Genomic DNA, 23,715 nt, shown 5'->3' with positions numbered 1-23,715 from the left:
GTGAGGGTGTACCGGTGATTGCGGCCGAAACGACCACCGGGGGCCGCATACTAGGTGCCGTGTCGTCCCAGATTCGCCGCAGCGAGGCCATGCCCACCCCACAGCAGATGCTCGACGTCGCCGTCGAGGAGGCGCGAAAAGGATTGGCCGAAGGCGGTATTCCGATCGGCGCGGCGCTGTTCGCGGCCGACGGAACGCTGCTGGGCAGCGGTCACAACCGGCGGGTGCAGCTCGACGACCCGTCCATCCACGCCGAGACCGACGCGTTCCGCAACGCGGGGCGCCAGCGCGGGTACCGCTCGACGATCATGGTGACCACGCTCTCGCCCTGCTGGTACTGCAGCGGTCTGGTGCGGCAGTTCAACATCGGCGCCGTCGTGATCGGGGAGAGCCGAACCTTCACCGGCGGGCACGACTGGCTCGCCGAGCACGGCGTCGACGTCACGGTGGTCGACGACGAACGGTGCGTGACGATGATGCGTGAGTTCATCGCCGCCAACCCGGAGCTGTGGGCCGAGGACATCGGCGAGTGAGCACGTGAGGAGTGAAATCTAGATGAGCGTCATTGCGACGGTGGATCTTTCGGCGTGGCGGGCCGGCGGTTCGGCCGCCGACGAGGTCGCTGCGCAGATCGACGCCGGTCTGCAGCGGGCGGGTTTCGTGCTGGTACGCGGGCACGGGGTGGACCCGGCGCTGGCGCGGGACGTGCGTGCCGCGGCACGGCAGTTCTTCGCGCTGCCCGCGGAGGTCAAGCAGCACTACTCGGTGCCGGTGGGCGGGCGCGGCTGGATCGGACCCGGCGCGGAGGCCAACGGTTTCGCCGAGGGCACCGAGACCCCGCCGGACCTGAAGGAGAGCTTCAGTCTCGGCGCGGACACCGCGACCGGTGACGCGGAGGTCGACCGGATCTGGTTTGCGCCGAACGTCTGGCCCCGCGAGGTGCCCGCGCTGCAGTCGCTGGTGACCGAGTACACCGCGCAGATGCGGAGCGTCGCCGACGATCTGCTGGCGCTGTGCGCGCACGCGCTCAACCTGGAGGTCAATCCGTTCGCCGAGTTGGCCGCCAGGCCGACCTGGACGATGAACATCAACCACTACCCGCCGGTCAGCGTCGTCGGCGAACCCGAACCCGGCCAGTTCCGCATCGGCCCGCACACCGACTTCGGCACTGTCACGATCCTGGACCGGGAGCCCGGCGCGGGCGGCCTGCAGGTGTATTCCGAGGACGGGGGGTGGGAGGACGCTCCGTACGACCCGGAGGCGTTGACGGTGAACATCGGTGACCTGCTGGAGTATTGGAGCGGCCGGCGGTGGCCGTCCGGTCGGCACCGGGTGCTGCCCCCGCAGCCGGATGCTCCCGAGGAGGACCTGGTGTCGTTGATCTACTTCTATGAGGCCGATCACGACGCGCTCGTCACGCCGCTGGCGCCGCCGGTGGGCAAGGTGGCCGGGCTCGGGCCGGTGACCTCGGCGACGTTCATCAAGGAACGGCTCGACGCGATCAGCGTCGGCTGAGCCCGGCCCCGGACCCTGCCCCGGCGCTGTTCGCGGTGCCGGAAGGGGCAGGTGAACCGGGAGGTAGGGTGTCCGCCATGCGCGTCTACCTCGGGGCCGACCACGCCGGATTCGAACTCAAGCAGGCCATCGCCGAGCATCTCAGGGCCACCGGGCACGAACCCGTCGACTGCGGGGCGTTCAGCTACGACGCCGACGACGATTACCCGGCGTTCTGCATCTCGGCCGCGCAGAAGACGGTGGCCGACCCGGGCAGCCTCGGCATCGTGCTCGGCGGTTCGGGCAACGGTGAGCAGATCGCGGCGAACAAGGTGCCCGGGGCCCGGTGCGCCCTGGCGTGGAGCACCAAGACCGCGGCGTTGGCCCGTGAGCACAACAATGCCCAACTGATGGCCATCGGCGGCCGCATGCACTCCACCGAGGAGGCGCTGGCCATCGTCGACACGTTCCTGTCCACGGCGTGGTCGGAGGCGCCGCGGCATCAGCGTCGCATCGACATCCTCGCCGAGTACGAGAAGACGCACGTCGCGCCGCCCGTGCCCGGCGCATAGCCGATGCCCGAAGGACACACGCTGCACCGACTGGCGCGGCTGCACCAGCGTCGGTTCGGCCGCGCGCCGGTGATCGTGTCCAGCCCGCAGGGCCGGTTCGCCGACGGCGCCGCGGCGGTCAACGGGCGGGTGTTCAAGAAGGCCAGTGCCTGGGGCAAGCATCTGTTCCACCATTACGAGGGCGGCCGGGTGGTGCACGTGCACCTCGGCCTGTACGGCGCATTCACCGAGTGGCCGCTGACCGAGGACCGGACCCCGCCGTTGCCGGTGGGTCAGGTGCGCATGCGGATGGTCGGCGCCGAGTACGGCACCGATCTGCGCGGGCCGACCGTGTGCGAGGTAATCGAGGAGCCAGAGGTCGCCGACGTCGTGGCCAGGCTCGGGCCCGACCCGCTGCGCCCCGACGCCGACCCATCGCTGGCATGGCGACGAATCAGCAAGTCCCGCAGGCCGATCGCGGCATTGCTGATGGACCAGACCGTGATCGCCGGGGTGGGCAATGTGTACCGCAGCGAGCTGCTGTTCCGGCACCGCGTGGACCCCTTCCGGCCCGGGACGACGATCACCGCCGACGAGTTCTCCGAGCTGTGGACCGATCTCGTGGCGCTGATGAAGGTCGGGGTGCGCCGCGGCAAGATCGTCGTGGTGGCACCCGAGCACGACCACGGCGCACCGTCCTACCGGGAAGGCCGGCCGCGCACCTACGTCTACCGCCGCGCCGGTGAGCCGTGCCGGGTGTGCGCGACACCGGTCCGGACGGTTGAACTGGAGGGGCGCAACCTGTTCTGGTGTCCCACCTGCCAGACCTGAGGGCTCGGCACCGCGCGGGTCGGCGGGACATGCGCTGAGATAGCCGGGACAATCTGCGGGTGGAACTGATCCTGGTGGTAGTGGGCGCGATCGTCGTGACGGCGATGGCGCACCGACGGGGACTCGAACCCGCGCTGATCATCGTCGTGGTCGGCATCGCGGTGTCGTTCGTGCCGGGATTCGAAGCGCCCGAACTGGATTCGCACATTCTGCTGTCGGTGGTGCTGCCGCCGCTGCTGTACTCGGCGGCGTTGAACTTCTCGTTCCCGACGTTCCTGCGCAACATCAAGCCGATCCTGGGTCTCGGGGTGGGGCTCGTGGTGGTCACCGCGTTCGCCGTCGCAGCCGTGTCCGCCTGGCTGGTGGTGGTGCCGCTGACGTTCGCGACCGCGCTGGTGCTCGGCGCCATCGTCGCCCCGCCCGATGCCGTCACCGCCGTCGCCGTCGGGCGCAAGCTCGGACTGCCCAAACGGGTGATGACGATCCTGACCGGCGAGAGCCTGATCAACGACGCGGCGGCGCTGGCGCTGTTCTCCGTCGCGGTGGCCCAGGTCGCCGGCCGGCACACCTTCATCGAGAACCCGCTGCTGCTGTTCGGCTACAGCGCGGTGCTCGGCCCCGCTGTCGGTGCCGCGCTGGGGTACGTGACCCTGTGGATCCGCAGGCGGCTGGCCAACCCGGCGCTGGAGACCGTGCAGGGCCTGATGGTGCCGTTCGCGGCGTTCATCGTCGCCGAGGAGATGCACGCCTCCGGCGTGCTGGCCGTCGTGGTGGCCGGGTTCGTGGTGGGCAGCGGGACGGTGGACGCCGGCTACCAGACCCGGCTGCAGGAGCGGTACGTGTGGAACTCGGTCGACGTGCTGCTCGAGGCGTTCGTGTTCGCCTACATCGGGCTGCATCTGCGTTTCGTGCTCGAAGACCTGCGCGACGCGCACGAGTCGCTGGGGCAGGTGGCGGTCGCGTCGGCGGTGGTGCTGCTGATCGTGCTGGTGATCCGGCCGCTGTCGGTGTTCGTGATGTTCGGCAGGGGAGTGCTGGCGCGGCAGGTCGAACAGCGGCTGAGCGTGCCGATCCCCGACGGCGCCCGCGGCGCCCTCGGCACCCGCCGCAGGCAACGGCCGGGGGGCCGGCGGCCGTCCCGCATCGACAACCGCAGGCTGAGCTGGCAGGAAAGTGTCGTGGTGTCCTGGACGGGCATGCGCGGCGTGGTGACACTGGCCGCGGCCGCGGCGATCCCGGTGACGACCGCCGCGGGTGACCCGTTCCCCGAGCGTGCGACGATCCAGGCCATCGCGTTCGTGGTGAGTGTGGGCACGCTACTGCTGCAGGGGTGGACGCTGCCGCTGCTGATCCGCCGGCTCGACCTGTCCTCCGACGCAGACCGCGCCGAGACCGTCGCCGAGACGGAGAAGGCCGAGAAGGTGGTGCACGACGCGTCCGCCGAGGTGCTCGCCGAGTTCCGCGCGCATCCGCCGGCCGGACTGGACCCGCGGGTGCTCGCCGAGATCCGGGCCATCGTGGCGCGCCAGTCCCAGGATGCCGACGAGATGCCCGATCCCGCCGCCAACACCCGGCGGGCCGCGGTGTTCGCCCAGCTCTACCGAGACGTCCTGGCCGCCCAGCGTGCCGCGCTCATCGGCGAGCGCGACGCAGGCCGCATCGACGAGGAGGCGGTGCGGGCCATGCTCGAGCGGCTCGACCTGCAGGAGGCCGGGGTGTCGGCGCGGCTGGAGAGCCGGTTCTAGAAGTCGAACCCGCCGAAATCGCCGCCACCGAAGTCGCCGCCACCACCCCAGTCGCCGCCACCCCAGTCGCCGCCGCCGGCATCTCCGCCCCAGTCCCCGCCGTCGCCGCCGGCGTCAGCGCCGTCGAGCTGGCCCTGGTCCATCCCGTCCTGGAAACCGTCTCCGTAGCCGTTCTCGAACGCCTGCGCGTCGTAACCGACGCCGGCCATGCCGGAGAACAGGCTGCTGAACAGCAGCGCCGAGCCCAGACCCCAGGCGCCGGCGACCAGCGCCGGCTTCCACCACGGTTCGGAGTACCAGCCGGCGGGCACGGGCCGGCCCGCGACGCGGCCGCCGGGGTAGTAGTTCGGGGTGCGCTGCGACGGCGTCGGCGAGGCCTCGATCTCGCGGCCCTCGAATTCGACACGACGGTCCTCGGTGACGGTGCCCGCGGTCCGCTGCCCGGCCAGCGACTCCAGCTCCGGACCGGGATCCATGCCCATCGCCGTGCGCGCCGCACGCACGTAGTAGAGGCCCTCCATCGCGCTCTCCTTGGCCAGCTCGGCCTGCTTCGCGGTGGTGGCCTGGTCGATCTGCGACGACGCGGCGGTGTAGCGCTCGGACGCGTCGGCCAGTGCCTGCTTGGCGGCCTCGTCGGTGGCCGTCAGCGCGAACACCTGACCACCCAGCCGCTCGATCACCCGGCGGGCGTCGGCCTTGGCGTCGGCCAGCGTCGCGGCGTTGCGCTTCTGCGTGGACTTCGACGTCGCGTAGACAGCGAGACCGATCGCCGCGACCACCAGGACGATGAGGACGAGAAGTGCGGCATTCATGGCTCACAGCGTACCGACAGAATGCGAACACCCCAGGTCGTCGGCGATGCAGACCGGATTGTCAGCACGCTTGTCGCGCAGCCTCGTTGTGGTGCGCGAGCAGCGCGCGTTGGTCCACTCCCGGGTTGGTTCGCCAGTGCGCCGGATCGCGGACATCACGGTCGGTCGGCGGGCATCACTTGCCAGATGGTCTGCGACCCGGAACGGGTGACCTCGACGAAGCGGTCACGAAGCCCCTCCAACATCGATCTGACTTCGCTGGAGCCCGCGGTTTCCGGATCGGCGACGCCTTCGGGTGCATCGAACGCCCAGGACGACACGAACAGCCGTCCCGTGGACGGGGAAGCGAGCGCGGCCGAAAGCTCTCCGGTGTCATCCGACGACGCCGGGATCAAGTGGGCACCGGTGCTCAACGCGAGGTTTCCCTGGCACACGTATACACATTCGGTGACGATCACGTCTGTCTTGCCGGCGATGGCCGTGAGACCCGCGTTCTGATCAGTCCAATAGTCGGAGTCCGCGTGGGAGTAGGGCCAGACGCCGCCGAAGAAGTTCGCAACCGCGAGGGCGAGCGCCAGTGCGATGCTTGCCGGCGCCACACCGTCATTCCCGACGAGGCGACTGACCAGCAAGATCGCGAGTATCGGAACGAGTCCGATCCAGAATTCCAAGTTGTAGGGCTCCCAGATCAGAATCAGTACGGCGTAGACCGCCAGGTAGACGATCCCGAAGCGGGTGAAGGTCCACCGCGGCGACAACGGTTCTGTGGCGCGCACGCCGCGCGTTGCCTGGAACGTCAACCAGACGATCGCGCCGACGGCCACCAGCGTGGCGGCGGTGATCACCCAGAACAATGTGGTCCCGATGTACTGCGCGGCGACATAGTGCTCCTCGAGCAGCACCTTGCCGGGAAAAATCTTCGCCATCGCACCGGCCGCGTGCGGGGAGGCCAGGAAGTTGATACCGAGAATCACCCGGACGAGGCCGACCAGCAACATCGGAAACGACATCAGCGAGAAACCCACCCAGGTGCCCTGGCTGGCGTGGCCACGCGCCCACGCCAGGGTCTCGGCAATGTCGCTCTGGCCGAGCGCAATCAGACCGACCGCGCAGTACACCAGGAAGACCACGCCTACGGCGACCAGACCGTAGACCGAAGCCGTGGTGATCAGGGATCCGCTGCTGCGCCCAGGCGTCGCCCGCCAGATGAGGATCAAACTGACCCCGACAATCGGGATCAGGAAGAGGTACTGCTGGTGGAGCAATGCGGCGACGGCGCTGAGCACTCCGAGGGCGATCAGACGCGGCACTGTCGGCCCACGGATCCCGCTCCACTCCGTCGGCCGAATGTCGAACAGCACCAGGACGGCGAGAAGCACCGCCGGTAACGGCAGCAGGTAGGTGTCGGCCTCGACGCTGTAAACCCAGAAGCCGTAGGAGAACGCGGTCCATCCGGCGGCGGCCAGCGCCATCAGCGGCGGGGCGCCCACTCGAAGCGCGATCCGATGGACCAGGTACACCGTGGCCAGGCTGGCGGCGGCCGACAACACTTCCATCGGCACCGTGGCGTCGGCGGAGTAGCCGAAAGCCGTCCAGACCCGATAGTGCAGCCGGTTGATCGCGTTGAACAATAGGTGATTGGGCTGAAATAGATTCTCGCCTTTGGTGACGTCCATGATGTATTGCACGGAGTCTTCGGCCTCGCCGTGATTTTCCGAAAGAGTGGCCAGATGTATGGCAGCGAGAACAATTAGTGCCGGGTATATCCAGCGCGTTCTCGTGTCGCCGGTGGTTGCGGAAAGACTGTCGATCACGGGGTCGAGTGTCTCCCATTCGCCGCCCGCGAATTGCCGCAAAAGCCAAACTCAGGGGGAGTCGAACGATCGCTGGGGCTTTCCGTTTCTGAGGATTCCCTGTGCCAGGGCGGCAACATCCGTACGCTGTGGGGTAGCCAGCGGTTACGGAGTCGAGGGGTGACCGACGTAATTTGCCTGCGCCGAATCTGTTATTTGCGAATGAAATGAGTTCACATGGCGAAGCCGGTCAATTTCCTTCTGGATGCAAGCTTTTTTCCACGATTCAGAAGGAGTGTCGCCGCCGCGCGAATAGGCGCACTCATTTCGGTTTTCGTGACGATCGCAGCGGTCGCCTACTCCGCTCCGATTGCTCGGGCGGCGATGCAACCGTTCTCGCCGGGCAGTCCGTTCCGCACTCCAATTCCGGGCGGCGCCGCGATCGACCCGAACAGTGACGCAATGGTCGCCCACCTTTCCAGCGACGGCGCCATGTACGCGAACCTGGTCGCCTACGGTGTCCCGATCTACCAAGCGGACGCCGGCACTCCCGGGCGCACCGTCAGCTGTACCGAGGACTGGGGTCGGTGCCCGTTCGACGGGGTTCGAGTCCCGATTCCCGCCGGCGCGCAGTCGAGTTCGGGGTCGGATGCGGCGATGGTGGTGGTCGACGCGTCGAGCGGACAGATCTTCGAGCTGTGGCGGGCGCATCCGGCAGGCGGCGGGTGGACTGCGGGGTGGGGTTCGATCACCAACCTCAACGGATCCGGTTGGGGCGGCGGAGCGACCGGCTCCGGCGCGTCAAGGTTGGGTGGTGTCATCCAGGTGGCCGAGATCCAGGAAGGCGTCATCCCGCACGCGCTGGCGGTAGCGACGAACAACGTGTGCGCTCGTACCTTCCGCGCGCCGGCGACCTCGACCGACGGCACATCCGCGCGGGCCAATTGCATCCCCGAGGGCGCGCGGATACGTCTCGATCCCGGCCTCGACATCGATGCCCTGGGGCTCCCATCGGGTGTTCGCGCGGTCGCACGTGCCATGCAGGTCTACGGCGCCTACGTCGTCGACGTCAGTGGCGCACCGCTGAACGTCGCCTTTGAAGTCGACCCCAGCGGCAATGGAATCGGGGCCACCTACCGGCAGGCCGGATTCACCGGCGACTACGACCCCATGTCCGCGGTGCCATGGGATCGACTGCAGGTGCTGGCGTGAGCTCGACCCCGAGAGTGAGCCGATCGTTGCGCTGATTCGGGCTCGGCGTGATTCTGGGCCGCAAGGTGGCCCGCGCCGACACTCTCTCGACCAGCCACCCTCGCTGAACCTGACGATCGGGCGCGGTCAGAGCGACACCGTCTGACCGCGCCCGATCTCGACAATCCGGTCGGCCATGCCCTGGTCGGCCATCGCCGAGATGAAATCGGCAAGGGGAGAAGCGAATACGCCGTAGTCGTCGAAGTGCACCGGTATCACCCGCGGCAGGTCGAGGCGGCGCACCATCTCGGTGCCCTGCCGGCCGTCCATCGTCACGGTCAGTCCGAACGGCAACCGGTTTCCCGCGGGCAGTCGGGTGCCACCCAGATGCAGCACCCCGGCGTCGATCGACTGGAAGCGCACCGGGATGTCGTCGAGTTCGTCGATCAGCAGGGTGTCCCCGGACAGGTACAGGTGCCGGGTCGCGCCGCTGGCGTCGCGGAACGTGAGCATGGTGCCTATCACCGGCGGCAGTAGACGGTTGACCGGCGTCGGTGCGTGCCGGCCCGGCAGTGCGGTGAACGTGATCTGTTCCGAGCCCTTGGCGATGGCGGTGCTGTCCCAGGTGGACAAGCCGATCGCATCGCCGAACCCGCGGCGCCGCAAGGTCTTCGCCGCGGCGTGGGTGGTGATGACCGGCAGCCGGTGATCCAGCCCCCGTTCGGCGACGCGGTCCCAGTGGTCGCCGTGCAGGTGCGACAGCAGCACCGCATCCAGGTCCGGCAACTCGTCGACGTGCAGCGCCGGTGGCCGCCGACGCTTGGACCACAGGCCGTACCCGAGGTAGGCGCGCTGACCCTGGTGCAGGAAGTTCGGGTCCGTCAGAACCGTGATCGCGCCGCAGCGGATCAGCGTGGTCGCGGTCCCGATGAACGTGACGTCGATGTCCATTCCCCACCCACCTGTCGCGGAAGCGCCTGCGGCGCCGATCGGACGTGGGGCTACCCGCCGGGCGGAGGTTTACGCGGTCCGGGGCCGATCGGTTCGCCTCGGGGACGAAGGTTTCCGAGGCGGGGTAGGTGGGGCGGGGTAGGTCAGGACTTGAGCGCGGCGGCGCTGGCGCGCGCGTAGACGGCGTCCAGGCATGCGGCCGCGGCTTCTTCGATCGCGCTCTCGGCGAACCAGATCGCGTCCTCGGCATAGGCCTCGGCCCGGTCGGCATTGCGTTCGGCGGCCTTGATGTCGTGCTCTTCCTTTTTCTCCTCGATCTCCGAGCGCATCTTGGCCAGGTGGGACTTCCACTTGTCGCGGACCTCGTCCCATTGGGCGGCCACCTTGTCCGATGCTTCGTCGACGTTCTTCTTGAACTGCTCGGTGGTCGACTCGGCACGTTGGTGCGCCGCGACGGCATCGGCCTTCAGCTCGTCCTTCTCGTGTTCGGCGGAGGCTTTCAGCTTGCTCGCCGACTCCTTCGCCTTGTCGGAGAGTTCGTCGAACTTGTCGCTCAGACGGTGGTCGGCCATTCGTAACTCCTCAGTGAGAACTGGCCCCGGCCAGCGGGGTCCGGATATCTCCAGAGTGTCACTCTGGGCCCCGCACCGATAGCCCCTGAAGGGGTGCGGTCAGCAGGCCGTCACACCCTCCGGGGCTGTCGGGAAGAGCTCGCCTCGTGCCCGATGCAGGCCCCGCTTGCCACTTGCGGCGCGAACGGGGAGCCGGCCGCGTCGACTTGCGGCGGGTGCTGGTACACCCTGGAAGCCAATTCTTTGACACTTGTCAGAAAACTGATACCTTCGCGTGACCCACCTCACATGAACGGCAGGCAGCATGGCTTCATCACCCACCGCGGCGATCATCGGCGCGGGCATCAGCGGACTCACCACAGGCAAGAACCTGGCCGACGCCGGCATCGAATACGACTGCTTCGAGTCGTCCGACCGGATCGGCGGCAACTGGGCGTTCCGCAATCCGAACGGCCATTCCAGCGCTTACCGGTCGCTGCACATCGACACCTCGCGCGACTGCCTGTCCTTCCGCGACTTCCCGATGCGCGCGGACCTTCCCGACTACCCGCACCACACCCAGATCAAGGACTACCTCGACGAGTACGCCGACACCTTCGGGCTGCGGGAGCGTATCCAGTTCCAGAACGGCGTGAAGCACGCCCGGCGGCTGCCCCGGGGCGGCTGGGAGCTCGATACCGAGGACGGGCAGACCCGGCACTACGACGCCCTGGTAGTGGCCAACGGACACCACTGGGATCCGCGCACCGCCGAGTTCCCGGGCGAATTCACCGGCGAGAGCATTCACGCCCATGCGTACATCGACCCCACCGAACCGCTCGATCTGCGCGGTAAGCGCATCGTCGTCGTCGGGATCGGCAACTCGGCGGCCGACATCGTGTCCGAGTTGTCCCAGAAGTCCTGGCGCAACACCGTTTACCTGTCAACGCGGTCCGGGGCCTGGGTGGTGCCGAAGTACGTCTTCGGGATGACTGCGGACAAGATCGCGCATTCGCTGCCCGTGATCCCGCTGTCGTGGCAGCGCCGGGCCATGCAGCCTTTCGCGCGGTTGATGTTCGGGGATCCGCAGAACTACGGTCTGCCCAAACCCAATCACCGGTTCCTCGAGGCGCACCCGACCCAGTCCGCCGAGCTCCTCATGCGGCTCGGGTCCGGGGACGCGGTCGCCAAGCCGAACATCGAACGTCTCGACGGACGTTCGGTGGTGTTCGTCGACGGTTCGACCGTCGAAGCCGACGTGATCATCTACGCGACCGGCTACAACATCACGTTCCCGTTCTTCGACCGCAGTTTCCTCGAGGCGCCGGACAACCGGCTCCCGCTGTACAAACGGATCCTCAAACCGGGCATCGACGACCTGCTCTTCATCGGATTCGCCCAGGCGTTGCCCACCTTGTTCCCGTTCGTGGAATGCCAGGCCCGACTGGCGGCCGCCTACCTCGCCGGCACCTACCGCCCGCCATCGGAGGCCGAGATGAAGCGCGTCATCGCCGCCGACGAACGCACGTACATCGGACACTTCGTCGACAAGCCCCGGCACACCCAGCAGGTGGACTACTGGCACTACGAACGCAACATGCGCAAGCGTGAACTGCCCGCGGGACGGCGCCGCGTCGAGAGGTACGGGCCGGTGCAACTGGCGGGCCGGGCGCGTGAGGCTGCTGGTGCCGCCTGAGTCGGCGCACACCCCCCGGCGTAACGCGCGCCGGCCGCAACCGCGCGGCGACGAGAGCAGGGCGCGGATTCTGGAGGCGTTCGAGGAGCAGCTGCAGACCCGTTCGCTGGCCGAGATCAGCGTCGCGGACGTGGCGCAGGCGGCGGGGCTGAAGCGGCCGGCGTTCTATTTCTACTTCGCCGGCAAGCACGAGGTCGTGACCGAGCTGCTGACCCGCATCTTCCACGACGACGTCTTCACCATCGAAGGGTCACTGGCCGGCGGCGGTGATCCGCGCGCGATCGTCGCCGACGCGATGGCGCGCACCTTCGAATCGTGGCTCACCCATCGCACCCTGTTCCGCGCGATGCTCGACGCGCGCGACACCGATCCAGAAGCAAAAGCGGTCTGGGACAGCTGGTTACAGCGCTATGAGGACTTCTCGTGTGCCTACATCACCGCCCAGCCCACCATCGGCATTCCCGACGCCAGGGCGCTCGCGCACGCTCTGATTTCGATGAACGAACGGGTCCTGGACCGCTACGTCCGGTCCGAGGAGGGACTCGAGGCCGTCGGCCCGCTCCGTGCGGCGGTCATTCACGTCTGGCACACAGCGCTTTTCGGAGAGGTTGCCCAGTGACGATCGACCTGATGCCGATCCCGGTTGCGGGAGAAGCCATTTCGGCGCGGCGCTTCGCAGCGACAACGGACGCGTTGACCGGGCCGGCGGGGCGTCCCTGCGTCGTCATGGCGCACGGTTTCGGTGCCACCCAGGACAGCGGGCTGTTCGACTTCGCCGAGGCGCTGGCCGGAGCCGGCGCCGAGGTGGTGACCTTCGACTACCGGCACTTCGCCCAATCCTCCGGACAGCCAAGGCAACTGGTCTCGTTGTCCCGTCAGGTCACCGACTACCACGCGGTGATCGCCTATGCCCGTGAGCTCCCCGGCGTGGACGCGGCACGGATCGTCGCGTGGGGCGTGTCGCTGTCCGGTGGACATGTGATCCGGGTGGCGGCAGAGGACGCACAACTGGCCGGCGTCATCTCGCTGACGCCGGCGGCGGACGGACTGCCCGTGGTGGCGCACATGCTGCGCACACTCGGACCCCGGTACGTCATGAAGGTAATGGCCCAGGGGGCGCGCGACGTCGTGGCGGCGATGTTGCGCCGTCCGCCGGTGCTCATTCCGATCGTGGCCGCTCCTGGCGAGCTGGCCGGCTTGACCGCCGAAGGGGCCGCCGAGGGGATGCGCGGTATCGCCGGCCCCACCTGGCGCAACGAGTTCGCCTCCCGGGTGGTGCTGGCGATGGGGGCGTACCGGCCGATCGCGAGTGCTGTGCGCGTCGGCTGTCCGGCGCTCGTGCAGATCGCAGACCTGGACCGGACCGCTCCACCCGCCGCGGCCACCGCGGCGGCGACGCGTATGCGGGCGACGGTGCATCACTACCCCTGCGACCACTTCGACGTCTATCCCGGGGAGCCCTGGTACCCGCGCGTCGTCCGGGACCAGGTCGCCTTCCTGCACAGGGTGCTGGCGCCGCGGTCCCTTGAGCCCGCGTAGCCAGGCCCGCAACACCCCGTGAACAGCAAAAACCGCCCCGAGACGGGGCGGTTTTGGAGCGGGCGACGGGAATCGAACCCGCGTAGCTAGTTTGGAAGACTAGGGCTCTACCATTGAGCTACGCCCGCGTGTGCTGCACTTCGTGACAGTACCGGCAGATGGTAACGGGTCCGCCTAACTCAAATCCAATTGAGGCTTCGGCGTGGCCAGGACGTAGGATCGCCGGTGGTCTGATGCTGCGCGCGAGCGTGCGCAGCAGCGACCGGGGTGTAGCGCAGCTTGGTAGCGCATCCGCTTTGGGAGCGGAAGGCCGCAGGTTCAAATCCTGTCACCCCGACCGGCAACACCCATCCACCGAGTCAGACGTAATAGAGGAGCACCAATCGTGAAGAGCACCGTCGAGAAGTTGAGCCCCACCCGGGTTCGCATCAACGTGGAGGTGCCCTTCACTGAGCTCGAACCGGACATCGACCGCGCGTTCAAGCAGCTGGCCAAGCAGGTCCGGCTGCCCGGGTTCCGTCCCGGCAAGGCCCCGCGCAAGCTGCTGGAGGCCCGCGTCGGTCGCGGTGCCGTGCTCGAGCAGGTCGTCAACGACGCGCTGCCGGCCCGCTACAGCGAGGCCATCACCGCTGAGTCGCTGCAGCCGATCGGCCAGCCCGAGATCGAGGTGACCAAGCTCGAGGACAACGAGGAGCTGGTCTTCACCGCCGAGGTCGACATCCGGCCCGAGATCGAGCTGCCCGACCTGGAAGCCCTCAAGATCACCGTCGACCCGATCAGCGTCTCCGACGAGGACGTCGACGCCGAGATCGAGTCGCTGCGGCAGCGCTTCGGCACCCTCACCGGTGTCGACCGGCCCGCCGAGAACGGTGACTTCGTCTCCATCGACCTGTCGGCCACTGTCGACGGCAACGACGTGCCCGAGGCCCAGACCGAGGGGCTGTCCCACGAGGTCGGCTCCGGGCAGCTGATCGAGGGCCTCGACGAGGCGATCATCGGCCTCAAGGTCGACGAGTCCAAGACCTTCACCACCACGCTGGTCGCCGGTGAGCACGCCGGCCAGGAGGCCGAGGTCACCGTCACCGTCAAGTCGGTGAAGGTGCGCGAGCTGCCCGAGGTTGATGACGACTTCGCCCAGCTGGCAAGCGAATTCGACACCGTCGACGAGCTGCGCGCCGATCTGAAGGAGAAGGTCAGCCGGATCAAGCGGGTCCAGCAGGCCGAGGCGATCCGCGACAAGGCGATCGAGGTACTGCTCGAGCAGACCGAGATCCCGCTGCCCGAGGCCGTCGTGCAGGCCCAGATCGACGACACGCTGCACAACGCGATCCACGGCCTCGACCACGACGAGGACAAGTTCGCGGAGACCCTCAAGGAGCAGGGCAGCAGCCGCGAGGAGTTCGACGCCGACAACCGCGCCAACGCCGAGAAGGCGATCAAGACCCAGCTGTTGATGGACGCCATCGCCGACAAGCTGGACGTCCAGGTCGGTCAGAACGACCTGACCGAGCGGCTGGTGCTGATGTCGCGCCAGTACGGCCTGGAGCCCCAGCAGCTGCTGCAGATGCTGCAGCAGAACAACCAGCTGCCCGCGATGTTCGCCGACGTTCGCCGCGGCCTGACCGTCGCGGCGGTCGTCCACGGCGCGACCGTCACCGACACCGACGGCAACGAGATCGACACCGCCGAGTTCTTCGGACCCTCCGGTGAGCAGGCCGGGGCCGGCGATGCCGACAGCGCGGACGCCGAGTCCGACGCGGCCGACGTTTCCGACGAGCAGCCCGATTCCGATGAGCAGGCCGACGACACGAAGTGATGCTGTAAGCGAACGCGCGCCGTCTGGGGACTCCCCGGCGGCGCGGGTTCGTTAGTGTCATTCGTAAGACCGGTCACCGCGTCGGAAGTACACAAAGAAAGCAGGTATCCAGTCGTGACTGACATGCGTGGCGCCTCATCGGGCCTCAACCTTGTCGACTCGGTGTATGAGCGGTTGCTGGCCGAGCGCATCATCTTCCTTGGTTCTCAGGTCGACGATGACATCGCCAATCGGCTCTGCGCGCAGATCCTTCTGCTGTCGGCCGAGGATCCGACCAAGGACATCCACCTCTACATCAACTCGCCCGGCGGCTCCATCAGCGCCGGCATGGCGATCTACGACACGATGGTGCTGGCTCCGTGCGACGTCGCCACCTACGCGATGGGGATGGCCGCCTCGATGGGTGAGTTCCTGCTCGCCGCGGGCACCAAGGGCAAGCGCTACGCGCTGCCGCACGCCCGCATCCTCATGCACCAGCCGCTCGGCGGGATCACCGGCGGCGCGGCGGACATCGCGATCCAGGCCGAGCAGTTCGCCAGCATCAAGAAGGAGATGTTCCGGCTGAACGCCGAGTTCACCGGACAGAGCATCGAGCGCATCGAGGCCGACTCCGACCGCGACCGCTGGTTCACCGCTCAGGAAGCCCTCGAGTACGGATTCGTCGATCACATCATCACCAGCGTGACAATCAACGGCGACGGACCGGGAGCAGGAATCGACAAATGACCGACAACATCCATTCGTCTATCCACCCGTCCCTGGATCCCCGCGTGCAGCCGCAGGCCCGCTACATCCTGCCGTCGTTCATCGAGCATTCGAGCTTCGGCGTCAAGGAGTCCAACCCGTACAACAAGCTGTTCGAGGAGCGCATCATCTTCCTCGGCGTGCAGGTGGATGACGCGTCGGCCAACGACATCATGGCCCAGCTGCTGGTCCTGGAGTCGCTGGATCCCGACCGCGACATCACCATGTACATCAACTCGCCCGGCGGCTCGTTCACCAGCCTGATGGCGATCTACGACACCATGCAGTACGTGCGTGCCGACATCCAGACCGTGTGCCTGGGTCAGGCCGCGTCGGCCGCCGCGGTGCTGCTGGCCGCCGGCACCCCCGGCAAGCGGATGGCCCTGCCCAATGCTCGTGTGCTGATCCACCAGCCTTCGCTGGGCGGCGTCATCCAGGGTCAGTTCTCCGACCTGGAGATCCAGGCCGCCGAGATCGAGCGGATGCGCACGCTGATGGAGGAGACCCTCGCGCGGCACACCGGCAAGGAGCCGAGCGTCATCCGCAAGGACACCGATCGCGACAAGATCCTGACCGCCGAGGCGGCCAAGGAATACGGGATCATCGACACGGTGCTGGAGTACCGCAAGCTGTCGGCCCAGAAGGGCTGAGCGTTCTCCAGGTAGTACCTGATCGCAGCGCGTGGTGCGCGCCTCGAAAGAGGCGGCGCAGCACGCGCTGCGGTGTTTCTGGCCTACGTCTCAGCTGTTGCCGTAGATCCGCGTCGGTGTGACGAGCACAGCCGTTCGACGCTGCTCGCGCATCGTGCGGTCGTAGGCGTCCCAGTCGTCGTGGGTCCCGCCCGCAGCGGTGAAGATGTCCCGCAGCAGTCGGGGGAGGGTGTCGCCGGTCCCCAGCCATGGCTGCGGATCGTCCGGGCCGGCCAGTTCGGCGGTGCCCTCGACGGTGGCCCAGTGCCAGCCCCGCCGGAACGTCACCGCGATCTGCGGCCGGGCCCGCAGGTTGGCCAGCTTGACCCGCCCGTAGGTGACGAAGCCCAGCACCTGTTCGTCCGTGGCCGGGTGCGGGAGCGGGCCCGCGTTGATCAGGGAAGCCTGGATCGTCTGGTCCGCGCGCAGCGTCGCCACCACCGCCAAACCGTTGTCGTCGCGGGCCAGCGCGAACGCGTCCTGAAGCGAGGTCATGCCCGCAGGGTACGTGCGGAGACAGGGTGTTCGGGGCGACTGGAAAGGCATCGCCGTAACGTCCGCCTGTGTCACCCTGATAAATCAACGCATACGTAAATACGACGCCTTCGCGCGTCCTGACGTAAGGGGTGTCAATGTCGCAGCGAATCGGGTCGCGCATGACGCTGGCCGCGCTGGCGGCGGCGGTCGCCGGGGTGCTGATCCAGACCACGACGGCCGCGGTCGCACAGGCCCAGGAGCCGGTGTGCCCGGCCGGAACGTACTGGGACACCGTCACGGCGACGTGCGTCGCGGTCAACGTGTACGTGAACCCGCCGAACCCGGTCGTCGGGCCCGCCGGTCCGATCGGGGTCGGCGGAGTGGTCGGTCCGGTCGGGCCGGGACCGGTAGGCCCCGGACCGGTAGGTCCCGGTCCGATGGGTCCCGGGGGGCTCGGACCCCGCTGACGCCCCGCCCGTTCACCGCGGCGGTGGATCCACCAGCGCCGACGATCCCGTTCAGCAAAAGTGCCGATGACAGCTCGCCCGGACATCGCGTGGCTGCGTCCGTTCCGTTCGGTATCCCATCCCAGGTCAAGAGGTCGCCCGGTGGCCTTCCGGTCTGGCAGGTACTCTCGGTCGGGTAACGGCGGCGACACGCCAGAGACACGGTGGCGGGTTGCGCGACCGTCGTGGACGGCTCAGGCGATATGTTGACGCAACCACACGTGAATACCACCGACGCGATTCGGCTTTATCGGTCGCACAGCGACGGAAACTGCGGGTAGCGTCGGGGATACACCCGACGGTCCCGGTGCAGCACACCGAAACGACCGGATATCGACGGCGACAGGAAGTAGGCCCACAGCACAATGGCACGCATTGGAGATGGCGGCGACCTGCTGAAGTGCTCGTTCTGCGGTAAGAGCCAGAAGCAGGTGAAGAAGCTCATCGCGGGACCGGGTGTCTACATCTGCGACGAGTGCATCGACCTGTGCAACGAGATCATCGAGGAGGAGCTGGCCGACGCCGACGACGTCAAGCTCGACGAGCTGCCCAAGCCGGCTGAGATCCGGGAGTTCCTCGAGGGTTACGTCATCGGGCAGGACACCGCCAAACGCACGCTCGCCGTGGCCGTCTACAACCACTACAAGCGGATCCAGGCCGGCGAGAAGTCGCGCGATTCCCGCTCCGAGCCCGTCGAGCTGGCGAAGTCCAACATCCTGATGCTCGGCCCGACCGGCTGCGGCAAGACCTACCTGGCGCAGACCCTGGCCAAGATGCTCAACGTGCCGTTCGCGATCGCGGACGCCACCGCGCTGACCGAGGCCGGCTATGTCGGCGAGGATGTCGAGAACATTCTGCTCAAGCTGATCCAGGCCGCCGACTACGACGTCAAGCGCGCCGAGACCGGCATCATCTACATCGACGAGGTCGACAAGATCGCCCGCAAGAGCGAGAACCCGTCGATCACCCGCGACGTCTCCGGTGAGGGCGTGCAGCAGGCGCTGCTGAAGATTCTGGAGGGCACGCAGGCATCGGTGCCCCCGCAGGGCGGCCGCAAGCACCCGCATCAGGAGTTCATCCAGATCGACACCACGAACGTGCTGTTCATCGTCGCCGGTGCGTTTGCCGGGCTGGAGCGCATCGTCTCCGACCGCGTCGGCAAGCGCGGCCTGGGCTTCGGCGCCGAGGTGAAGTCCAAGGCCGAGATCGACACCCAGGACCACTTCGCCGAGGTCATGCCCGAGGACCTGATCAAGTTCGGTCTGATCCCGGAGTTCATCGGCCGGCTCCCGGTCGTCGCTTCGGTGACGAACCTGGACAAGGAATCGCTGGTGAAGATCCTGTCCGAGCCGAAGAACGCGTTGGTCAAGCAGTACACCCGGCTCTTCGAAATGGACGGGGTGGAGCTGGAGTTCGACGAGGACGCGCTGGAGGCGATCGCCGATCAGGCCATCCACCGTGGCACCGGAGCCCGCGGGCTGCGCGCGATCATGGAGGAAGTCCTGCTGCCGGTGATGTACGACATCCCGAGCCGCGACGACGTCGCCAAGGTGGTCGTGACCAAGGAGACCGTCGAGCACAACGTGCTGCCGACGATCGTGCCGCGTAAGCCGCCGCGCACCGAGAGGCGCGACAAGTCCGCTTGAGACCGAGAATGCACTGAGGGCTGTCCGTGATGAGAGCGGGCAGCCCTCAGTGCATTTCCGGCAGCGCCGGCGCCCGGGTGCCGATCACCTCGTCGATGAGCGCGGCGATCTCGGTGACGCCGTCGCGGGCGGCGTAGGCGCTCTGCAGCCGGCGGGCCTGCATCCGATAAGTAGGGTTTCGCAGCACGTCCCGCACAGCGCGACCCACCTCGGTCGCCGTCGGTGTCCCGGTGCGCAGATCGATCCCCACGCCGAAGTGCTGGACGCGGGCGGCGACTTCGGGTTTGTCCTCGGTCCTGCCGGCGGCCACGATCGGCACCCCGGCAGCCAACGCGCGCTGTACGGCGCCGTAGCCGCCGTTGGTGACCATCACGTCCACGCGCGGCAGCAGCACGTCGTGCGGGAAGTACTCGCACGCATAGGTGTTGGGCGGCAGCGGGGATCGCAGTTCGGAGACCGGCCGTCCACCCGTCGACACCACCACGGTGACGTCCTCACCGGCCAGCGCCTCGACCGTCGGCTCGATCAGCCGGGTCAGGTCGGCGTTGTCGACGGTGCCCTGCGTGACATGCACGACGGGCCGCCCGCTGTTCAGCTGATCCCACCACAGCGGCGGGGTGAAGTTGTCAGCCGGCGACGGGGTGACCGCGCCGACGAACCGGACGTGGGAGGGCAGGTCGCTGCGCCGGTACTCGAACTCGGGGATCGTCGGCACGATCACCCGGTCGGCCAGCGTAAGGCTGTCCAGGACGAACACCGGCAGCTCGGGCAGGCCCATGGCGCCGAGCATCCGGTCGACCGACTGGTGGGCGGGGCGCAGCGACAAATTCTGCGTGACGAGGGTCAGGATCCGGTTGCGGACCCTGCCCAGCACACCGCGCATCGGCGTGATGCCCGGTCCGGCGGGTGCGGTGTCGCGGCTGGTGAGGAACAGCGGCGTCGGGGAGTAGGACAGGATCGGCGGACGCGCGGCGCCGGCGTCGAGCAGCATCGGCAGGGTGCCGAGGAACAGCGCGTCGGCGATCACGGCGTCGTAGCGGTCGGTCGCCAACAGTTCCTGCAGCGCGCTGAACTGATGGGGCAGCGGCCGGACGAAGATGTGTTCGATGTCGAAGTTGAGCCGTCCGAGGCCGGAGGTCTGCGCGCGGCCGGGCAGGTCGTCGTCGAGCGCCGAGTCGTCGATGAGGTCGGCGGCCCGGGGCAACGGGCAGGCTCTGGCTCCGACCGCTCTGACCTGGTCGGCGTGCCGGGCGCTGGTCAGGACTGTGACGCGGTCACCGCGGGCGACGAGACCGCGCGCCACGTTCAGCAGCGGCGACAGATGCCCGACAAACGGGCAGGACGCGATGAGGATTTCCGGCATGCGTCGATGGTCGCCGCCGCCGCGGTCGGCCCGCTTGAAGGTTTGGTGGAGAAACCGTGGAGATCTGCGACAGGCCGGTCAGTTGGTGACGCGGTCCGGGCGCGTGTAGACGTTCATCGAGTCGCCGCGCAGGAAAGCGACCAGCGTGAGCCCGGACTGGCCGGCCAGGTCGACCGCCAGCGAGGACGGCGCCGACACCGCGGCCAGCACCGGGATGCCCGCCATCACGGCCTTCTGGGTCAGCTCGAACGAGGCCCGCCCGCTGACCAGCAGCACGGTGTCGCTCAGCGGGATCCGCCGGTTCTCCAGCGCCCATCCCACCACCTTGTCGACGGCGTTGTGCCGGCCGATGTCCTCACGCACCACGAGCACGGTGCCGTCGGTGCCGAACAGCGCCGCGCCGTGCAGGCCTCCGGTGGCGGCGAACACCTTCTGTTCGCCGCGCAGCTTGCCCGGCATCCCCGCCAGGGTTTCGGCGCTGACGGTCGCCGGGTCGTCACCGGGAGCGTGCTTGCTGATCAGTCGCACCGCGTCGAGTGAGGCCTTGCCGCACACCCCGCACGACGAGGTCGTGTAGAAGTTCCGAGTGGGATCCACATCCGGGGCGGGGACCCCGGGCGCCAGAGTGACGTCCAGGACGTTGTAGGTGTTCTGCGAGTAGCCGGAACTGTCCTCGGTGGCGCCGCGGCAGTAGCGCACCGACAGGATGTCGTCGCGGCCGCCGACGATGCCCTCGGTGAGCAGGAATCCCTGCGCGAGTTCGACATCCGAGCCCGGGGTGCGCATCGTGACGGTGATCGGCTTGCCGTCGACCCGGATCTCCAGCGGCTCCTCGACCACCAGAGTCTCAGGCCGCGCGACGACGTCGGCCGTCGTCACGTGGTGCACCCGGCGGCGCGCCGTCACCCGGCCCACTTAGCTGCGCTCCAGCCTGATCACGACCGCCTTGGACACCGGCGTGTTCGATTTCGCCGCGGTGTGGTCCAGTGGGACGAGCGGATTCGTCTCGGGGTAATAAGCCGCTGCGTTGCCCTCCGGGGTCGGGTACCCGACGACGCGGAAGTCCTTCGCGCACCGTTCCTGCAACTGGCCGGCGGCATCGGTGAACTCGGAGACCAGGTCGACACGGTCACCGTCGGCCAGACCGAAGCGCGCCAGGTCGGCGGGGTTGACGAACACCACCCGTCGCCCGCCCTTCACGCCGCGGTAGCGGTCGTCGAGACCGTAGATGGTGGTGTTGTACTGGTCGTGGCTGCGCAGCGTCTGCAGCACCAGCCTGCCCTCGGGCACCGGTACCCATTCGATCGGATAGGCGGCGAAGTTCGCTTTTCCTGTCGCGGTGTGGAATTCACGCGAATCGCGGGGCGGGTGCGGCAGCTGGAACCCGTCCGGCTCGCGGACCCGGCGGTTGTAGTCGCCGCAGCCGGGGACCACGGTCGCGATCGCGTCCCGGATGGTGTCGTAGTCGGCGTTGAACGTCTCCCACGGCACCGGATGGTCGGGGCCGAACACCGTGCGGGCCAGCTGGCAGACGATCGCCACCTCGCTGCGCACGTGGTCTCCTGGCGGGCGCAGGCTCCCGCGGGACAGGTGCACCATCGACATCGAATCCTCGACCGAGACCAGCTGTTTGCCGGTCGCCTGGATGTCGCGGTCGGTGCGGCCCAGCGACGGCAGGATCAGCGCTGTGCGTCCGTGCACGAGGTGGCTGCGGTTGAGTTTCGTCGACACCTGCACGGTCAGCGAACAATTGCGCAACGCGGCCTCGGTGACCGCGGTGTCGGGGGTGGCGGAGACGAAGTTGCCGCCCATCGCCATGAACACCGTGGCCTTGCCGTCCCGCATGGCGCGGATCGCGTCGACGGTGTCGTAGCCGTGGTCACGCGGGGACGCGATGCCGAACCGGGCGTCGAGGGCGGCGAGGAACCGCTCCGGCATCTTCTCCCAGATCCCCATCGTGCGGTCACCCTGCACGTTCGAGTGCCCACGCACGGGGCACAGGCCTGCGCCCGGCTTGCCGATCATGCCGCGCATCAACAGCACGTTGGAGATCTCGCTGATCGACGGCACCGCGTGCTTGTGCTGGGTCAGTCCCATCGCCCAGCACACCACGATCCGCTGCGACGTCGCCATCATCGAAGCGACACGGTCGAGCTGCTCGCGTCCGATGCCGGTGGCTTCCAGCACGGTGTCGAGGTCGACTGCGCGGGTGCGTGTTTCGTACTCGGCGAAACCCGCGGTGTGCCTGTCGACGAAGTCGCGGTCGACGATCTGGACGTCCGGGCCCGCCTTGTCCTGGGCCTCCAGCAGCAACCGGCCCAGACCGGCGAACAGCGCCATGTCCCCGCCGAGGCGGATCTGGACGAACTCGTCGGCGATGGGCACACCGTCGCCGACCACGCCGTGCACCTTCTGTGGATCCTTGAACCGGATGAGGCCGGCCTCGGGCAGCGGATTGACCGCGATGATCTTGGCGCCGTTGGCTTTCGCCTTCTCCAGGACCGAGAGCATCCGGGGGTGGTTGGTGCCGGGGTTCTGGCCGGCGATCAGAATCAGGTCGGCCTGGACGAGATCCTCGACGGTGACCGATCCCTTGCCGATCCCGATCGCGTCGATGAGTGCGGTCCCGGAGGATTCGTGGCACATGTTCGAACAGTCCGGCAGGTTGTTGGTGCCGAAGCTGCGCACGAACAGTTGGTAGAGGAACGCGGCCTCGTTGCTGGTGCGGCCCGAGGTGTAGAACACGGCCTGGTTGGGGTCGTCGAGCGCTGCGAGTTCGTCGGCGATCAGCCGGTAGGCGTCATCCCACCCGATCGGCCGGTAGTGGTCGTCGCCAGGCCGCAGCACCATCGGGTGGGTCAGGCGGCCCTGCTGCGACAGCCAGTACTCGGGTTTGGCGTCGAGTTCGGCGATGGTGTGGCGTGCGAAGAACTCCGGGGTGACCACGCGTTTGGTGGCTTCCTCGGCGACGGCCTTGGCGCCGTTCTCGCAGAACTCGGCGAGTTTGCGGCCACCGTGCTCTTCGGGCCAGGCGCAGCCGGGGCAGTCGAAGCCGTGCCGCTGGTTGAGTTTGGCCAGCGTTGCCGCCGTGCGGACCGGGCCCATCTGGGACAGTGCGCGCTGCATGCTGACCAGCACGGCTTTCACGCCGGCGGCCTCGCTCTTGGCGGGCCCGACCTCCATGTCCAGCTCGCTGTAGTCGGCGTCGACGTCCTTCGCGGTGGCCATCGTTCCAATCTAACCGCCGGAAAATCCCGGCCGGCCCAGATGAGGAGCCGGGGCGTTTGGCATTTCACATGCAGTGATAGACGCTGACTATC

22 protein-coding genes and 2 tRNA genes are annotated in these 23,715 nt (G+C 67.9%); 15 read left to right on the top strand and 9 right to left on the bottom strand.

Annotation, left to right across the window (positions count from 1 at the left end; all coding sequences use genetic code 11):
* The first annotated feature begins 89 nt into the window (after positions 1-89).
* The 5 genes from MVA01S_RS03005 to MVA01S_RS02985 all read left to right on the top strand — a co-directional run bounded on the left by MVA01S_RS03005 (position 90) and on the right by MVA01S_RS02985 (position 4,621).
* A complete protein-coding gene (locus tag MVA01S_RS03005) occupies positions 90-533 on the top strand; it encodes a nucleoside deaminase (protein ID WP_040539873.1) in 444 nt (147 codons plus the stop codon).
* Positions 534-555: 22 nt separating this feature from the next.
* The gene (locus tag MVA01S_RS03000) at positions 556-1,515 is read left to right on the top strand and encodes an isopenicillin N synthase family dioxygenase (RefSeq protein ID WP_003928355.1); all 960 of its coding nucleotides are present in this window, start codon (positions 556-558) and stop codon (positions 1,513-1,515) included.
* Between the two features lie 77 nt (positions 1,516-1,592).
* Positions 1,593-2,066 (top strand): ribose-5-phosphate isomerase, encoded by a 474-nt coding sequence (locus tag MVA01S_RS02995; protein ID WP_003928356.1) that lies wholly within the window; start codon positions 1,593-1,595, stop codon positions 2,064-2,066.
* A 3-nt stretch (positions 2,067-2,069) separates the two neighbouring features.
* Positions 2,070-2,876 carry an Fpg/Nei family DNA glycosylase gene (locus MVA01S_RS02990; protein ID WP_003928357.1) on the top strand — a complete coding sequence of 269 codons (807 nt, stop codon included), beginning with the start codon at positions 2,070-2,072 and terminating at the stop codon, positions 2,874-2,876.
* Positions 2,877-2,935: 59 nt separating this feature from the next.
* A complete protein-coding gene (locus tag MVA01S_RS02985) occupies positions 2,936-4,621 on the top strand; it encodes a cation:proton antiporter (RefSeq protein WP_003928358.1) in 1,686 nt (561 codons plus the stop codon).
* Here MVA01S_RS02985 and MVA01S_RS02980 read toward each other — a convergent pair.
* Together MVA01S_RS02980 and MVA01S_RS02975 are read right to left on the bottom strand one after the other, a co-directional pair.
* Positions 4,618-5,433 (bottom strand): DUF1542 domain-containing protein, encoded by an 816-nt coding sequence (locus MVA01S_RS02980; protein ID WP_003928359.1) that lies wholly within the window; start codon positions 5,431-5,433, stop codon positions 4,618-4,620. The two genes, MVA01S_RS02985 and MVA01S_RS02980, sit on opposite strands and share 4 nt — an antisense overlap.
* Positions 5,434-5,588: 155 nt before the next feature.
* Positions 5,589-7,247: a hypothetical protein gene (locus MVA01S_RS02975; RefSeq protein WP_144033023.1), complete on the bottom strand. Its 1,659-nt coding sequence runs from the start codon at positions 7,245-7,247 to the stop codon at positions 5,589-5,591.
* 315 nt (positions 7,248-7,562) lie between these two features.
* Between MVA01S_RS02975 and MVA01S_RS02970 the strand changes: the two genes are divergently transcribed.
* Positions 7,563-8,438, top strand: a complete 876-nt coding sequence (locus MVA01S_RS02970) for a hypothetical protein (protein ID WP_003928361.1) — start codon at positions 7,563-7,565, stop codon at positions 8,436-8,438.
* Positions 8,439-8,564: 126 nt separating this feature from the next.
* On the opposite strand, the gene MVA01S_RS02965 is transcribed toward MVA01S_RS02970, so the two are convergent.
* Entirely contained in the window at positions 8,565-9,368 is an 804-nt protein-coding gene (locus MVA01S_RS02965; protein ID WP_003928362.1) for an MBL fold metallo-hydrolase, read from the bottom strand.
* Positions 9,369-9,511: 143 nt separating this feature from the next.
* Entirely contained in the window at positions 9,512-9,940 is a 429-nt protein-coding gene (locus MVA01S_RS02960) for a hypothetical protein (protein ID WP_003928363.1), read from the bottom strand.
* A 304-nt stretch (positions 9,941-10,244) separates the two neighbouring features.
* Here MVA01S_RS02960 and MVA01S_RS02955 point away from each other — a divergent pair, with 304 nt between their 5' ends.
* The 3 genes from MVA01S_RS02955 to MVA01S_RS02945 are packed head-to-tail and all read left to right on the top strand — an operon-like array spanning position 10,245 to position 13,154.
* On the top strand, positions 10,245-11,615 hold the full coding sequence (locus MVA01S_RS02955) for a flavin-containing monooxygenase (RefSeq protein ID WP_003928364.1): 1,371 nt from the start codon (positions 10,245-10,247) through the stop codon (positions 11,613-11,615).
* A complete protein-coding gene (locus MVA01S_RS02950) occupies positions 11,593-12,234 on the top strand; it encodes a TetR/AcrR family transcriptional regulator (RefSeq protein ID WP_003928365.1) in 642 nt (213 codons plus the stop codon). Before MVA01S_RS02955 ends, MVA01S_RS02950 begins: the two co-directional genes overlap by 23 nt.
* A complete protein-coding gene (locus MVA01S_RS02945; RefSeq protein ID WP_003928366.1) occupies positions 12,231-13,154 on the top strand; it encodes an alpha/beta hydrolase in 924 nt (307 codons plus the stop codon). Before MVA01S_RS02950 ends, MVA01S_RS02945 begins: the two co-directional genes overlap by 4 nt.
* A gap of 54 nt (positions 13,155-13,208) precedes the next feature.
* Here MVA01S_RS02945 and MVA01S_RS02940 read toward each other — a convergent pair.
* Positions 13,209-13,282, bottom strand: a tRNA-Gly gene (locus tag MVA01S_RS02940).
* 135 nt (positions 13,283-13,417) lie between these two features.
* Here MVA01S_RS02940 and MVA01S_RS02935 point away from each other — a divergent pair.
* From MVA01S_RS02935 to MVA01S_RS02920, 4 genes are all read left to right on the top strand, one after another.
* Positions 13,418-13,491 (top strand) — tRNA-Pro (locus tag MVA01S_RS02935).
* Positions 13,492-13,539: 48 nt separating this feature from the next.
* Positions 13,540-14,970, top strand: a complete 1,431-nt coding sequence (gene tig, locus MVA01S_RS02930) for a trigger factor (protein WP_003928367.1) — start codon at positions 13,540-13,542, stop codon at positions 14,968-14,970.
* Between the two features lie 54 nt (positions 14,971-15,024).
* On the top strand, positions 15,025-15,696 hold the full coding sequence (locus tag MVA01S_RS02925; protein WP_081528944.1) for an ATP-dependent Clp protease proteolytic subunit: 672 nt from the start codon (positions 15,025-15,027) through the stop codon (positions 15,694-15,696).
* Complete coding sequence (locus tag MVA01S_RS02920) at positions 15,693-16,364, top strand: ATP-dependent Clp protease proteolytic subunit (RefSeq protein WP_003928369.1); 672 nt, start codon at positions 15,693-15,695, stop codon at positions 16,362-16,364. The genes MVA01S_RS02925 and MVA01S_RS02920 overlap by 4 nt, the downstream gene beginning before the upstream one ends.
* 90 nt (positions 16,365-16,454) lie before the next feature.
* Here the strand turns inward: MVA01S_RS02920 and MVA01S_RS02915 are convergent, their stop codons facing one another.
* Entirely contained in the window at positions 16,455-16,898 is a 444-nt protein-coding gene (locus tag MVA01S_RS02915) for a TIGR03618 family F420-dependent PPOX class oxidoreductase (protein ID WP_003928370.1), read from the bottom strand.
* A gap of 137 nt (positions 16,899-17,035) precedes the next feature.
* Here MVA01S_RS02915 and MVA01S_RS31215 point away from each other — a divergent pair, with 137 nt between their 5' ends.
* Together MVA01S_RS31215 and clpX are read left to right on the top strand one after the other, a co-directional pair.
* A complete protein-coding gene (locus MVA01S_RS31215; protein WP_003928371.1) occupies positions 17,036-17,347 on the top strand; it encodes a hypothetical protein in 312 nt (103 codons plus the stop codon).
* Between the two features lie 404 nt (positions 17,348-17,751).
* On the top strand, positions 17,752-19,032 hold the full coding sequence (gene clpX, locus MVA01S_RS02905; protein ID WP_003928372.1) for an ATP-dependent Clp protease ATP-binding subunit ClpX: 1,281 nt from the start codon (positions 17,752-17,754) through the stop codon (positions 19,030-19,032).
* A gap of 46 nt (positions 19,033-19,078) precedes the next feature.
* Here clpX and MVA01S_RS02900 read toward each other — a convergent pair whose 3' ends face one another.
* The 3 genes from MVA01S_RS02900 to MVA01S_RS02890 form a co-directional block, all read right to left on the bottom strand.
* Positions 19,079-20,395: a glycosyltransferase gene (locus MVA01S_RS02900; protein ID WP_003928373.1), complete on the bottom strand. Its 1,317-nt coding sequence runs from the start codon at positions 20,393-20,395 to the stop codon at positions 19,079-19,081.
* A 78-nt stretch (positions 20,396-20,473) separates the two neighbouring features.
* The gene (gene fdhD / locus MVA01S_RS02895) at positions 20,474-21,310 is read right to left on the bottom strand and encodes a formate dehydrogenase accessory sulfurtransferase FdhD (protein WP_003928374.1); all 837 of its coding nucleotides are present in this window, start codon (positions 21,308-21,310) and stop codon (positions 20,474-20,476) included.
* Positions 21,311-23,623, bottom strand: coding sequence for an FdhF/YdeP family oxidoreductase (locus MVA01S_RS02890; protein ID WP_003928375.1), 2,313 nt, complete (start codon positions 23,621-23,623; stop codon positions 21,311-21,313). It abuts the gene before it with no gap.
* Positions 23,624-23,715: the final 92 nt, after the last annotated feature.

The organism is Mycolicibacterium vaccae NBRC 14118 = CIP 105934, from assembly GCF_001552715.1.
In the GTDB taxonomy this organism is placed as follows: domain Bacteria; phylum Actinomycetota; class Actinomycetes; order Mycobacteriales; family Mycobacteriaceae; genus Mycobacterium; species Mycobacterium vaccae.
The sequence above is the reverse complement of the archived record's forward strand: the minus strand, read 5'-3'. Positions and strand labels throughout refer to the sequence as shown.

Coding starts and splice junctions, on each gene's coding strand:
- clpX (WP_003928372.1), top strand. CDS start 17,752: ATGGCACGCATTGGAGATGGCGGCGACCTGCTGAAGTGCTCGTTCTGC.
- MVA01S_RS02920 (WP_003928369.1), top strand. CDS start 15,693: ATGACCGACAACATCCATTCGTCTATCCACCCGTCCCTGGATCCCCGC.
- MVA01S_RS31215 (WP_003928371.1), top strand. CDS start 17,036: ATGTCGCAGCGAATCGGGTCGCGCATGACGCTGGCCGCGCTGGCGGCG.
- MVA01S_RS02995 (WP_003928356.1), top strand. CDS start 1,593: ATGCGCGTCTACCTCGGGGCCGACCACGCCGGATTCGAACTCAAGCAG.
- MVA01S_RS02915 (WP_003928370.1), bottom strand. CDS start 16,898: ATGACCTCGCTTCAGGACGCGTTCGCGCTGGCCCGCGACGACAACGGT.
- MVA01S_RS02960 (WP_003928363.1), bottom strand. CDS start 9,940: ATGGCCGACCACCGTCTGAGCGACAAGTTCGACGAACTCTCCGACAAG.
- MVA01S_RS02990 (WP_003928357.1), top strand. CDS start 2,070: ATGCCCGAAGGACACACGCTGCACCGACTGGCGCGGCTGCACCAGCGT.
- MVA01S_RS02980 (WP_003928359.1), bottom strand. CDS start 5,433: ATGAATGCCGCACTTCTCGTCCTCATCGTCCTGGTGGTCGCGGCGATC.
- MVA01S_RS02965 (WP_003928362.1), bottom strand. CDS start 9,368: ATGGACATCGACGTCACGTTCATCGGGACCGCGACCACGCTGATCCGC.
- MVA01S_RS03005 (WP_040539873.1), top strand. CDS start 90: ATGCCCACCCCACAGCAGATGCTCGACGTCGCCGTCGAGGAGGCGCGA.
- MVA01S_RS02955 (WP_003928364.1), top strand. CDS start 10,245: ATGGCTTCATCACCCACCGCGGCGATCATCGGCGCGGGCATCAGCGGA.
- MVA01S_RS02900 (WP_003928373.1), bottom strand. CDS start 20,395: ATGCCGGAAATCCTCATCGCGTCCTGCCCGTTTGTCGGGCATCTGTCG.
- MVA01S_RS02890 (WP_003928375.1), bottom strand. CDS start 23,623: ATGGCCACCGCGAAGGACGTCGACGCCGACTACAGCGAGCTGGACATG.
- MVA01S_RS03000 (WP_003928355.1), top strand. CDS start 556: ATGAGCGTCATTGCGACGGTGGATCTTTCGGCGTGGCGGGCCGGCGGT.